The organism is Comamonas brasiliensis, assembly GCF_018292285.1.
GTDB classification, from domain to species: Bacteria; Pseudomonadota; Gammaproteobacteria; order Burkholderiales; family Burkholderiaceae_C; genus Comamonas; species Comamonas brasiliensis.
In genome coordinates, this window is sequence record NZ_JAANES010000002.1 from 727,528 (window position 1) to 740,668 (window position 13,141).

Here is a 13,141-nt window from a genome sequence, read left to right on the forward strand (position 1 = left end):
GGCGCTCAGTTCGCCAGATCGCGCCCGCGCGCCAGAAACCGGGCGTATTCCTCGCCCGGAACAAACAGGCCGCCTGTGGTCCAGACGATATGTGTGGCGTTCGCCATATGCGCCTGCAGCTTCTGGCGCTGCAGATAGTCCCGGCCCGCAGCACTTTCCAGCAGGGCACGCGGACCGCCAAAGCCCGCGGCAGCCGACGGCTCGATCTGCAACCCCTCGCTGTCCTGCAACAGGTACAGGTGGCGAAACAGCGTCTCGTCCGCCACCGTGAAAACGCCGCCGAGAAAACCACGCACCACGTCGGCAGCCAGCTCCGACGCCCGCGGCACGGCCAGGCCGTCGGCCTCGGTCCGGTTGTTCAGGCCCAGCGCATAGACCGAAGGATGGGCTTCCAGACCCGGCAGGGCCGAGGCACCGGCCAGCATCTCCACCATGAAGCAGGGCGACTGCACGGGTTCGGCAAAAAAACAATGCACATGTGGCCCGAATGCCTGCTGCAGACCCAGCGCCATGCCGCCGGGCGCCCCCCCAACGCCGCAGGGAATATAGACAAACAAAGGATGCGTCTCATCCACGGCAATCCCGTTCTCTGCAAGTTGCGCGACCAGGTATGGAGCCGCCGCCGCATAGCCCAGCAGCAGCGAGAGCGAATGCTCGTCATCCACAAAGTGACAGTGAGGGTCCCGGTCGGTCAGCGCGCGGCCCGCAGCCACGGCCTGGGCATAGTCACCAGCATGCTCCACCACCTGCACGCCACGCGCACGCAGGCGCTGCTTTTTCCATTCCTTGGCATCGGCTGACATATGGACCACCGCCTCGAAGCCCAGGGCCGAGGCCATGACGCCGATCGACAGACCCAGGTTGCCCGTGGAGCCTACCGCCACCTGGTAGCGGGCAAACACCGCACGCGCGGCATCGGAGGCCAGCTGCAGATAGTCGCCATCGGCCAGCAGGCCGTGCTGCAAAGCAATCTGCTCCGCGTACTCCAGCACCTCGTGCACGCCACCGCGCGCCTTGATGGAGCCGGCCACCGGCAGGCTGTGATCGGCCTTGAGCCAGAGTCGGCCCATCTGCTCGGGCAGTTGCAGCGCCCGCTGCATCTGCGGCACGGGCTGCAGCGCCGACTCAATGCGCCCGCCAGCCACCTGCAGCTCGGGAAACAGCCGCGCCAGCAAGGGTGCAAAACGCTCGAAGCGCTCTACGGCCTGCTGAACCTGGGCCGCGTCTATGACCTGCGAGGAGTGTTCTGCATCGCTGCGCCCGGCCCACAGCGTGGGCCGGGCATGGCGCAGATCTTCAACCAGGTCGTGCAGCACGGAAAAAGTCATGGCATGCATCCATCGTCATACAAGACAGCCATATTAGGGCCAATGGAGCATGCCGGACGGGACGGCCAAGGCGTGGCTGCTATGCCTCTCCCATGGCAGGGTCGCTGATCGTGTGCTGACCGGTTTCCAGGCGGCCCGCAAAGCGCCGGTAGTACGCCGGATCGCTGTCGCAGGTCACGGCGAAGTCATACCACTGGCCGCTGGCCTTCAGCTCCCAGTGCCTCTCGGCACTGGCGGCGGCGCCAACTTCGACCGTCCATGGGCCGTCGCTGCGGTAGGCCATGGGCGTGATGGTGAACACCGCAGCCTGCGCGCCCTTGTTCATCAGATCCACATAGACATTGCCGTTGGTGATGTCATAGCACACCCGCACCTCGAGGGCTGCCTGCACACTGCCCAGGCGATTCAGGTCGCCCTTGAAGTGGCGATGGAATCCGTTGGGGCCCAGCACCCAGAGGTCGTACTTGCCGAAGTTGTCGCGCACGGCATCCCAGGTATCGGACAGCGTCTTGCCCGCTTCCACCATGTAGCGGCGAGGCGTGCGGTCCAGCTTGTAACGGTCATAGACATGGAAGACGGCTGCCTGCGTGCCGGTGTTGGCAAACACCAGTTCCACCGGACCGTTGCTCTGGCAGCGCGCACTGGTATGCAGCTCGTAGGGCAAGGCCCGCGACGGACGTGTACCGCCGGCCTGCAAAGGCAGCTGCATATCGCGAGGCACGGGCACGGCGGGCAGCTTTTGCTGATCGGCACGCAGCTTGTCGGCAACATCGCGCGTGGAGCGGCCGGCCAGCACGGGCAGGGTCTCGTTGTTCGGCGTCTTGAAATTGAAGCTGCTCAGCAGGTCGCCGCAAACCGCCCGGCGGAACGGGCTGATATTGGGCTCCTTCACGCCAAAGCGGGCCTCCAGGAAGCGCAGCACCGAGGTGTGGTCGAACACCTGGGAGTTGACCCAGCCGCCGCGGCTCCAGGGCGAGATCACATACAGCGGAACACGTGGACCGGGACCGTAGACACGGCCATCGGGAGCAGGCTGGCTGCGGCTGCCGGCCGGTGCGCCATGCGTGAAGTATTCGGCCTGCAGATCGGCCTCCGGCAGCGTGGTCTTGCCTGCATAGGTCTTGTCGGCGTTCTGCGATGGTGCCGAGGGCGAAGGCATATGGTCGAAGTAGCCATCGTTCTCATCGAAGTTGACCAGCAGCACGGTCTTGCTCCAGACCTCGGGATTGGCCGTCAGCGCGTCCAGCACCTCCTGCAGAAACCAGGCGCCCTGCACCGGGCTGGATGGGCCGGGGTGCTCGCAATAGATGGACGGCGCGTTGACCCAGGACACCTGGGGCAGCTTGCCTTCGCGGATATCGCGCTTGAAAGCGTCCAGATACTCCTCGGGCTGATTGCCGGGCAAGGTGTTGGCCACGCCTTTGTACAGCGGGTTGGCAGCGTCGTCACTGGCCGCGTCATAGGCATGGTAGGGCAAAGCCTGGCCGGTGCTGGTATACGGCGAATTGGGCGCGCCGCCACTGGAGACCGGAAAACCCGAAGCCAGATTGGCGCGACGAAAGCTCTGGAACGCGCCCAGCATGTTGTCGCCCCACTCGTCAGGCATGTTCTGGTAGCTGATCCAGCTCACTCCGGCTTCCTGCAGCCGCTCCGCATAGGTCTTCCATGTATAGCCGGTGGTGGCATCGCTGGTCACGCCATTGATGGCATCCCACTCGTTATTCACGAAAGCCACGTTCTGGGGCACGGCACCGTTGGTGCCCGTCATGTGGAATGACCGGTTGGCGTCGGTGCCGGTGTGCATGGCGCAGTGGTAGGCATCGCAGATCGTGAAGGCATTGGCCAGCGCGAACTGATAGGGCAGCTCCTGCTCCTTGAAATAGCCCATGGAGGTGTCCGTCTTGGCCACGGGCCAGCGCGACATGCGGCCGTTGTCCCAGGCCTGCTGACTGTCCAGCCAGGAATGGGGGGTGCCGGAAACGCGCTGCGCATTGTTGGCCGTGCCGTCCAGGTGATAGGGCGTGATCACCGTGCCGTTGGCTCGCTCCTGCTGCCAGACCTTGCGGCCGTTGGGAACGGGAATGGTCATGCGGTCGCCAAAGCCGCGCACGCCCTTGAGCGTGCCGAAGTACTGATCGAAGGAGCGGTTTTCCTGCATCAGGATCACCACATGCTGCACGTCCATGACCGTGCCCGTGACATTGTTGGCGGGAATGGCCAGCGCACGGCGGATGCTGGGAGGAAAGGCGGCCAGTGCGGCAGCGGAAAAGGCAGCGTTCTTGCCGGCCTGCAGAAGATTGCGTCGCGAAATCATGGTGAAGCCTTGTTTGTCACCGCGCTCAGGGAGCACAGCGCATCTCCGGCTTGGCCGGCTCGGTGGGGTTCGTGGGGGTCGTGGGATTGGGCGGGGTCGTGGGAGCAGGCGGGCTGTCATCGCTGCCACCACAGGCGGCCAGCGTGGCGGCCGTCAGGCAGGCGAGTGCCAACGCCTTGATCAAACGCTTGTTTTGCATGGAGTCTTTCGCTTTGATGTCGACAGGTTTCGACCGGCAAGAATCTAGGAAAAGCTCATGTCATCCCGATGACGTCCATGTTTCAGTCCGTTTGCTCGCATCGCTGCTGCGTTCAAAGCTCGCGAGCCCTCTTCAGCGCGAAGCGCCATGCAAAAAGGGCCGACGCACCCACGTCAGCCCTCTGCAAGAAACATCGCAACGCCAGTCAGAACGCTGGCGCTTGCGCGGCTATTGCCGCTTTCCGTATCCCAGCCGATACAGCAGCGGCAGCACCAGCAAGGTCAGCACGGTGGACGAGAGAATGCCGCCGATCACCACGGTGGCCAGCGGGCGCTGCACCTCGGCCCCTGTGCCCGTGGCAATCGCCATGGGCACAAAGCCCAGCGATGCCACCAGGGCCGTCATCAGCACGGGGCGCAGGCGCGTGAGTGCCCCTTCGGTCACGGCCTGTTCCAGATCCATGCCCTGCTCGCGCAAGCTGCGGATATAGGAGATCATGACCAGGCCGTTGAGCACGGCGACACCACATAGGGCGATAAAGCCGATGGCCGCCGAAATGGACAGCGGAATGCCGCGCAGCCACAGCGCTGCAATACCGCCCGTCAAGGCAAACGGAATGCCGGTGAAAACGATGAGACCGTCGCGCACGTTGCCGAACATGACAAACAACAGCGTGAACACCAGCGCCAGCGCCACGGGCACCACGATCATCAGGCGCTTGCGTGCGGACTCCAGGTTCTCGAAGGTTCCGCCCCAGCGCGTCCAGTAACCGGCCGGCAGCGCAATGCCTTCGAGCTCCTGCTGGGCCTGGGCCACGAAGGAGCCGATATCGCGACCGCGCACATTGGCGCTGACCACGATGCGGCGCTTGCCGTCCTCGCGGCTGACCTGGTTGGGCCCCGGCGCCAGCTCCACCGTCGCCACGGATGACAGGGGCACAAAGCCCAGACGCCCGTCGCCGCCGCGCGGCAGCGCGATCGGCAGGCGGCCTATGCCGTCCACATCGCTGCGCATGGCCTCGGGCAGGCGCACCTGGATGGCGAAACGTCTGTCGCCCTCAAATACCGTGCCTGCCTCGCGTCCGCCAAAAGCCGTGCTGATGGCATCCTGCACATCGCCCATGTTCAGGCCGTAGCGCGAAGCTTTTTCGCGATCGATCTGCACCGTGAGCATGGGCAGGCCCGTGGTCTGCTCTACCTTAACCTCGGAGGCACCGGGGATCTTCTGCAGCATGGCGGCCACGGCCTGCGCAGACTTCTCCAGCTGGGCCATGTCATCGCCGAAGATCTTGACGGCCACATCGCTGCGCACGCCGGAAATCAGCTCGTTGAAGCGCAGCTGGATCGGCTGCGAGAACTCGTAGTTGCTGCCTGGGATCCCTTCCACGGCCTCCTGCACGGCGCTCAGCAGATCGTCGCGCGAACGCGCCGGATCGGGCCACTGATCGCGCGGCTTGAGCATGATGTAGCCGTCCGAGATATTGGGCGGCATCGGGTCCGATGCGATCTCGGCCGTGCCGGTACGCGCAAACACGCGCTCGATTTCTGGGAACTGCTTCTTGAGCTCGCTCTCGAGCTGCATCTGCATCTGCACCGACTGCGTGAGGCTGGTGCCCGGTATGCGCAGCGCCTGAATCGCAAAGTCGCCCTCGTTGAGATTGGGCGCAAACTCGCTGCCCATGCGCGTGGCCAGCAGCAAGCTCAGCGCGACGATGACACCTGCCGCCGTCAGCACCACGGCTGGCGCATGCATGACTTTTGCGAGCACCGGTGCATAGGCACGGCGCGCCCAGCCCATGAGGCGGTTTTCCTTCTCGGCCACCTTGTCGCCCATGAACAGCGCAATCGCTGCGGGAATGAAGGTGATGGACAGCAGCATCGCACCCAGCAGCGCAATCACCACCGTCAGCGCCATGGGATGGAACATCTTTCCTTCCACGCCGGTGAGCGCAAAAATGGGCAGATACACCACCATGATGATGAGCTGGCCGAACAGCAGCGGGCGCCGGGCCTCGCGGGCTGCCGCAAACACCTCCTCGAAGCGTTCGCTGCGGGTCAGCGGCCGGCCTGCTGCCGCCTGGGCATGGGCCAGACGGCGCACGCAGTTCTCCACGATCACCACCGCGCCGTCGATGATGATGCCGAAGTCCAGTGCCCCCAGACTCATCAGATTGGCGCTGACGCGCATCTGCACCATGCCCGTGAAGGTGAACAGCATGGAAAGCGGAATGATGAGCGCAGTGATCAGTGCGGCGCGCAGATTGCCCAGGAACAGGAACAGGATCGCCACCACCAGCGCCGCGCCTTCGATCAGGTTCTTCTTGACCGTGGCAATTGCCTTGTCCACCAGATTCGTGCGGTCGTAGACCGTCACGGCCTTCACGCCGGGCGGCAGGCTTTTGTTGATCACCTGCATGCGCTCGTGCACAGCCTGGGCCACGGCACGGCTGTTCTCGCCAATCAGCATGAACACCGTCCCCAACACCACTTCGCGGCCGTTGTCCGTGGCCGCACCGGTGCGCAGCTCGCGGCCCAGGCCCACGTCGGCCAGATCGCGCACGCGGATGGGCTGGCCTTGCGCCGAGCCCACGATGACTTCGCGAATATCGGCAATGCCGCCCACCTGCCCCGGGGCGCGGATCAGATACTGCTCGCCCTGGCGCTCGATATAGCCGGCGCCCACATTGGCGTTGTTGCGCTCCAGCGCTGCAACGATATCGGCCAGCGTGAAACCATAGGCCGCGAGCTTTTGCGGCTGTGGTGCCACCAGGTATTCCTTGGCAAAGCCGCCAATGGAGTTGATCTCGGTCACGCCCGCCACATTGCGCAGCTGGGGCTTGATGACCCAGTCCTGGATCTCGCGCAAATCCATGGGTGTATAGGGCGATCCGTCGGGTTTGGTGGCACCGTCATCGGCCTCCACGGTCCACAGGTAGATCTCGCCCAGTCCCGTGGAAATAGGCCCCAACGCGGGCGCCACGCCCGCGGGCAGCGCATCGCGTGCCTGCTGCATGCGCTCGTTCACCAGCTGGCGCGCGAAGTAGATGTCCGTGCCGTCCTTGAACACCACGGTCACCTGGGACAGGCCGTAGCGCGAGAGCGAACGCGTCTGGTCCAGTCCCGGCAGACCGGCCATCAGGGTCTCGATGGGAAAGGTGACGCGCTGCTCGGTTTCCAGCGGTGAATAGCCAGGCGCCGAGGTATTGATCTGCACCTGCACATTGGTGATGTCGGGCACGGCATCGATGGGCAGGCGCTGGTAGTTGTAGATGCCCAGGCCCACCAGGGCAAGCGTGGCCAGCATGACCAGCCAGCGCTGGGCAATGGCAAAGCGGATGATGCGCTCAAACATTCAAACTCCAAATCTCTTCTTCTGCCCTGTCACACTGGCGCAATCCAAACCAGAGACACCGAGCAAAAGCCACCTCGCAGCGGGGCCGCCCAGGCGAAGGTGTCGTCCCCCTTGGGGGCGCCGTGCAACGGGAAGGCGCGCCGCGCCTCAGGGGGTTCCATTTAATGCACATGCTCGGCCGTGGCCTTGCCCAGCTCGGACTTGAGCACGAACGCCCCGTCCTTCACATAGCGCTGGCCTGTGCTCAGACCCTGCAGCACTTCGGTGTTCTGGCCGTCAGTCTTGCCCAGCTTCACGGCCTGAGCCTTGAAGCCGCCCCCCACCGGCACAAACACCACGGGCTTGTCGCCGTCGATCTTCTGGATGGCCGCATTGGCCACCGCCACCGCCGCCTGCTGGCCCGCTGCCGTCAGATCCACATTCACAAACAGGCCCGGGCGCCAGATGCCGTCCGGGTTGTCCAGCGTGATGCGCGCGGGGGCGGTGCGGGTTTCCTGCCCGATCAACGCGCCCACATAAGCCACGACTCCCGTGGCCCTGGATTCGAAGGCCGTTGCATGTACCGTGGCCTTTTCGCCCACGCGCACAAAGGGCAGATCGCTGGCCGCGACCTTCATTTCGGCCCAGACCGAGCGCAGATCGGAGATGGTGAACACGGCCGTGCTGTCCTGCACGGCTTCGCCCACGGCAAGGTGCTTTTCCACCACCACGCCATCGAAGGGCGCGCGCAGCTCGAAGCGGTTCAAAGCGCCGGCAGAGCCCGATCCGGCGCCGATCGCGGCCAGCTTCTGCTGTGCATTGGCGGATGCGATCTCGGCCTCGCGCAGTGCCTGCTGGGCCTGCAGATAGTCCTGCTCGGCCGAGATCTTCTCCTGCCACAGCTGCTTTTCGCGCTGATAGGTGGTGCGTGCCAGCGCCAGGCGCTTTTGCGCCGCCATCAGCTCGCTGCGCTGCTCGGATACCGCAGGACTAGTCAGGGTGGCCAGCAACTGGCCCTTTTTCACCACTTGTCCCAGATTGGCAGCCACGCTCTCGGCCACGCCCGCCACACGGGGCACCACATGGGCCGTCCGGTCCTCGTTGAAGCGAATCTCGCCGGGCAGTTGCAGCGTGCCGGCAATCAACGCCGGGCCGGCCTCGGCCAGGCTCACGCCCGCTGCCCTGGCCCGCTCGGCATCGAGCTTGAGCAGGCCTTCTTCCTCATCGGCATGGTCGGACTTGGCAGCGGCTTTGCCCTTGTCCGGGCTCTGCTCGGCATGTCCGGCTTCGCTGCCATGGTCATGCTCTTTTTCTTCATGGGAATGGCCTTTTTCGGCAGCGCCATGCTCATGGCCTTGGCCTTCCACGGCCACGGCCGCTGGCCGGGTGCCGTAGACGATGGCGGCGGCAGCTGCCGCGCCCAGCGCCAGAATGATGGCAATCGCAATCGCCGTGCGGCGGGGCTTTGGGGAGGTGGAATTCATGATGCGTGTTCTTACTCAAGACCGGGCACATCGCCCAGCTGGCGGGTGATGTCGGCGGCCGCCTGATGCGTGGCCACCAGTTGCTCCAGATAGAGGCTGCGCGCCTCGGCCAGCGTGCGCTGGGCATCCAGCACTTCCAGATAGCTGAACTTGCCCAGGGCAAAGCCCTTGGCAGCGACTTCGTAAGCGGATTCGGCCGCCGGCAGCACCTGCTGCGCGAGCTGCTCGGCCTGGGCCCGGCTGGTCTGCAACTGCTCGCGCTGCTGCTGCAGCAGCGCATGCATCTGCTGGCGGGTGGCCAGCAGCTCGTCCTCAGCCTTGTCGGCCAGACGCAGCGCCTGCAGCTGATTGCCGCGGTTGCTGTCCAGAATCGGCAGCGGCACCGAGATACCCACCACAAGCTGATTGCGGCCTACTTCCTGCGCACGCTTCATGCCCAGACTCACGCTGGGATCGGGCAGGCGCTTGGCGCGCTCCAGTTCGGCGACGGACCTGGCCTGAAAGACGGCCTGCTGCGCACGCAGCATCTGCGGCGAATGCTCCAGCCTTTGCAGCATCAGGCCTTCATCGGGCAGTACCGGCAGCTGCGCCAGCTCACCCACCGCGCTGCCAAATGCCGCAGGCTGCGCCCCCCACAGTGCTGCCAGTTGCTGACGCGCCACACGCAGACCAGAGCGCGCCTGGGCCAGCGCCAGCTCGGCACTGCTCTCGGCCACACGGGCCTTGGTTTCCTCCAGCGGTGCCACCTTGCCCGCCTGCACGCGCTTGGCCGCGGCATCGCGGGCACTGCTGGCGATCTCCAGCGTCTTCTGATGCAGCTGCACGCGTTGCTGACCAGCCAGCACATTGGCAAAAGCCGTTCGCACATCGGCACGCAGACCGGCCTGCGCGGCCTCCAGCTCGGCCCTGGCCAGTTCGCGACCATGCCCGGCCGCCTTCATGCGGGCCTCGCGCTTGCCACCGATCTCTATGGACTGGTTCCATTGCAGAGTCATGGACCTGGTTTCGCGGCGCGTGTCCTCCTGCGAATAGGCCAGCTCGGGATTGGGTCTGGCACGGCTCTGTATCAATGCCCCCTCGCTGGCCGCCAGGGCCTGCGCTGCCGCTCGCAGACCGGGGTTGTGTTCCATGGCCAGCGCCAGTGCGGCCTGCAGGCTGATGGGGGTGGCTGACGCTGCTGTTGCGGGCGCAGGTTGTTGCGCCCAGGCACAGGGCACGAAAAGGCCCAAACCGCTGCCCAGCAACACAGCGGCCGCCTTGGTGATGAATGTCATGGTGATGCTCCGCCGGCATGCCTGCCCTTCTATTGGCAGTCTTGTGCAAGCGGAGCAAATCTAGCCTCGCGGCCCCCACAGGGTTCTGACCTCAAGATGACAAATTTGTCATCTTCGCAAGCGACCGACTTGCTCGACAATCTGCGCATGAAGCTTCTAGTCATCGAGGACGAAACCAAACTCGCCGAATACTTGCAAAAAGGCCTGGGCGAGGAAGGCTTTGTGGTTGATGCCGCGCACAACGGCATTGACGGCCTGCATCTGGCCACCGAGCAGCCCTACGACCTCATCATTCTGGACGGCATGCTGCCCGGCATCGACGGCCTGGCCGTGCTGGCGGCTCTGCGCCAGTCGCGCCAGACGCCAGTGCTCATGCTCACGGCCCGTGCCCAGGTGGAGGACCGCGTCAAAGGACTGCAGGCCGGCGCCGATGACTATCTGGTCAAGCCTTTTGCATTTTCAGAACTGGTGGCCCGCATTCATGCACTGCTGCGCCGCGGCCTGCAGGCCACGGCCACGCCCGAAGCCACGGTACTGCGCATGGCCGATCTGGAGCTGGATCTGCTGCGTCACCGCGCCACGCGTGCTGGCCAGCGGCTGGACCTGACGGCCAAGGAGTTCAATCTGCTGAGTCTGTTGCTGCGGCGCCAGGGCGAAGTGCTGTCACGCACCGAGCTGGCCTCCCAGGTCTGGGACATGAACTTCGACAGCGAAACCAATGTCGTCGAGGTCGCCGTGCGCCGCCTGCGCCTCAAGCTCGACGCACCGTTCGAGCTGCCCCTGCTGCACACGGTGCGCGGCATGGGCTATGTGCTGGAGCTTCGCCTTGATGCCTGATAGCCGGTGCTTACCATTCGCGTAGCGCGATCAGTTCCTCCACATCCGCATCTTCAAAACCATAAGCCTTGGCAATGGCCTCGAAGTCAGCCGCAATGCATTCACGTGCCGCCGTCTCCATCTCGCTGCCCTGCTCTTCGAACTCCTGCTGCAGATCGTTGAAACGCTCGGTCGCCGCATGGCTCAAGCGATACAGTTGCTCCAGACTCTGCGGCTTTTGCTGATCGATCTGCAGACACAACTCTCGCAGAATATCCTCGCCCTTGCGCACCAGCTCCTCGGGGAAATAGCTGTCCTCGTACATCTCCTGCAAGAAGGCATGGTGGTTCAGCATGGCATTGGCAGGACTCATGGTTTCTTCCTCCGCAAACAATCAATCGTCCAGCATAGCAGCCACCATGACCGCTGATTCCACTCCTTCCCGCGCAGCCCGGATCCCGAACCTGAGCCGGCGACTGTCACGCTCGCTGGCCCTGCAGACCATGCTGGGCCTGGGCCTGGTCTGCGTGGCCGTGTACTGGGGCAGCTGGCTGGCCCTGGCACAGCGCCAGCAGGAAAGCCTGGAGCAAAAGCAGGTCACCGTCACCCATCTTCTGCAACAGGCGCGTGCCAATCGCTCCGCCTCCAGCATGCAGCACATGCTGTCCGACTTCCTCACGGGCCACGAGGATATGTCGATCCGCGTCAGCCATGCCGACGGCACGCTGCTGTTCGAGAAACTGCACCAACCCCTCGACGATGTTCACAGCGCCCGGCGCAGCTTCAGCGTCGTGCTGCCGGCCCATGTGGATCAGCAGGCGCAACAGGTCGTGCAGGTATTGCTGATGCTGGACCGCCGCCCCGACGATGCCCTGCTGCGCCAGCTGGCCTGGATTCTGGGCCTGGCTGCCGTCAGCGGTGCGCTGCTGGTGTCGATGTTCAGCGCCTGGCTGGTGCGCCGCGGGCTGGCACCTCTGCATTCGCTGGTGGAGCAGACCCGGCAACTGGGCGCCAAGGATCTGAGCCGTGACTGGCAGACCAGACTCGACGACAGCAACCAGCCCCAGGAGCTGCGTCCGCTGATTGCCCAGTTCAACGCGTTGCTGGAGCGGCTGGCCGTGGCCTACCGCCAGATGGAGGCCTTCAACGCCGATGTGGCCCATGAACTCAACACCCCGCTGACCACGCTCATCAGCAGCTGCGAACTGGCTCTGCGCAAGCCCCGCGATGCAGGCGAGCTGCGCGACATCCTGGCTTCCAATCTGGAGGATCTGCAGCGCATGGCCGGCATCGTGGCGGACATGCTGTTTCTCTCTCACGCCGATCGCGGCGAAAGCGCGCACCGCATCCAGGTGGCCAGCCTGGCCAGCCTCGCGGATGAAGTGGTGGAGTACCACGAGGCCGCGCTGCAGGAGGCCGATCTGCAGGTGCAGGTGCAGGGCGATGCGCAGGCCCAGGTCGATGCGCGATTGCTGCGCCGGGCACTGTCCAATCTGCTGGGCAATGCCACGCGCTATGCCACGCCGGGCAGCTGCATAGAGATTCAGATCAGCATGCCGCAGGCCGGCCAGGTCACGCTGGCGGTGCAGAACCAGGGCCAGGCCATTGCCGCAGAACATCTGCCCAGGCTGTTTGACCGCTTCTACCGCTCGGATGCAGCGCGCAGCCAGGCCGATCGCAACCACGGCCTGGGCCTGTCCATCGTGGCCGCGATCGCGCGCATGCATGGCGGACAGGCGTTTGCGCACTCCGACCGCTCCGTCACCCGCATCGGGCTGAGCCTGCCTGCGGGCCAGGATGCGCATGCACGGGCGCCTGTTTCATCCGGCAACCGGGCGTAAAAGCCGATGAGGCCCACACGCAGCACCGAGCAGGGATGACATGGAGCTGCGCGGTCAGGCCGCAAGATGGCCGGCCGTGTATCGCTGAAAGGAAACACCATGCATTGCTTGAGAAACGCTGCCTGTCTGGTCCTGGCCGCCAGTGCCGGTCTCGGCCTGCCCGCTCTGGCTCAAGGCCGGATTCCCGATATGCAGCAGGCCGGCGCGCTGCGCTACAGCTGCGGCGGCATAGGCGAGGACGAGTCCACGCTCATGCGCGCCGCGATGAAGGACTACCCGCTGTCGCTGCTGTTTGCGCAAAAGGACGGCGCCTATCTGGCCAATGTGGCGGTCGAGGTCAGCTCCAGCAAGGACAGCAGCCGCTTCACGGCCAACGGCCCGGTCTGCCTGGTGCAGCTGCCTGCCGGCAGCTACAAGATCACCGCCACCACCAGGGAGGGCGTCAGCAAGACCCAAACGGCAGAGATCGGCAAGGGCCCGCATCAGCTGGACTTCCGCTACTAGCGGCAAGCCGCCTGCAGGCGCCGGCAATGCCCCGGGGCCGTCCAGGGGAGA

General features: G+C 64.9%; 10 protein-coding genes. 3 read left to right on the forward strand and 7 right to left on the reverse strand.

Annotation, left to right across the window (positions count from 1 at the left end):
• Nucleotides 1-5: 5 nt before the first annotated feature.
• The 6 genes from DJFAAGMI_RS11720 to DJFAAGMI_RS11745 form a co-directional block, all read right to left on the reverse strand.
• Nucleotides 6-1,337, reverse strand: a complete 1,332-nt coding sequence (locus DJFAAGMI_RS11720; protein WP_211457276.1) for a D-serine ammonia-lyase — start codon at nt 1,335-1,337, stop codon at nt 6-8.
• A 70-nt stretch (nt 1,338-1,407) separates the two neighbouring features.
• Nucleotides 1,408-3,642 carry a phosphocholine-specific phospholipase C gene (locus tag DJFAAGMI_RS11725; protein WP_211457277.1) on the reverse strand — a complete coding sequence of 745 codons (2,235 nt, stop codon included), beginning with the start codon at nt 3,640-3,642 and terminating at the stop codon, nt 1,408-1,410.
• A gap of 25 nt (nt 3,643-3,667) precedes the next feature.
• Nucleotides 3,668-3,841, reverse strand: a complete 174-nt coding sequence (locus DJFAAGMI_RS11730; protein ID WP_211457278.1) for a hypothetical protein — start codon at nt 3,839-3,841, stop codon at nt 3,668-3,670.
• 228 nt (nt 3,842-4,069) lie between these two features.
• The gene (locus tag DJFAAGMI_RS11735) at nt 4,070-7,192 is read right to left on the reverse strand and encodes an efflux RND transporter permease subunit (RefSeq protein ID WP_211457279.1); all 3,123 of its coding nucleotides are present in this window, start codon (nt 7,190-7,192) and stop codon (nt 4,070-4,072) included.
• A 161-nt stretch (nt 7,193-7,353) separates the two neighbouring features.
• On the reverse strand, nt 7,354-8,655 hold the full coding sequence (locus DJFAAGMI_RS11740; protein ID WP_211457280.1) for an efflux RND transporter periplasmic adaptor subunit: 1,302 nt from the start codon (nt 8,653-8,655) through the stop codon (nt 7,354-7,356).
• Nucleotides 8,656-8,666: 11 nt separating this feature from the next.
• The gene (locus DJFAAGMI_RS11745; RefSeq protein WP_211457281.1) at nt 8,667-9,929 is read right to left on the reverse strand and encodes a TolC family protein; all 1,263 of its coding nucleotides are present in this window, start codon (nt 9,927-9,929) and stop codon (nt 8,667-8,669) included.
• A gap of 147 nt (nt 9,930-10,076) precedes the next feature.
• Here DJFAAGMI_RS11745 and DJFAAGMI_RS11750 point away from each other — a divergent pair, with 147 nt between their 5' ends.
• A complete protein-coding gene (locus DJFAAGMI_RS11750) occupies nt 10,077-10,766 on the forward strand; it encodes a heavy metal response regulator transcription factor (RefSeq protein WP_182284812.1) in 690 nt (229 codons plus the stop codon).
• A gap of 10 nt (nt 10,767-10,776) precedes the next feature.
• Here DJFAAGMI_RS11750 and DJFAAGMI_RS11755 read toward each other — a convergent pair whose 3' ends face one another.
• Entirely contained in the window at nt 10,777-11,118 is a 342-nt protein-coding gene (locus tag DJFAAGMI_RS11755; protein WP_211457282.1) for a DUF5713 family protein, read from the reverse strand.
• A 46-nt stretch (nt 11,119-11,164) separates the two neighbouring features.
• Between DJFAAGMI_RS11755 and DJFAAGMI_RS11760 the strand changes: the two genes are divergently transcribed.
• Complete coding sequence (locus DJFAAGMI_RS11760) at nt 11,165-12,586, forward strand: heavy metal sensor histidine kinase (RefSeq protein WP_211457283.1); 1,422 nt, start codon at nt 11,165-11,167, stop codon at nt 12,584-12,586.
• A 99-nt stretch (nt 12,587-12,685) separates the two neighbouring features.
• On the forward strand, nt 12,686-13,090 hold the full coding sequence (locus DJFAAGMI_RS11765) for a hypothetical protein (RefSeq protein WP_249334160.1): 405 nt from the start codon (nt 12,686-12,688) through the stop codon (nt 13,088-13,090).
• The last annotated feature ends 51 nt before the right edge of the window (nt 13,091-13,141 follow it).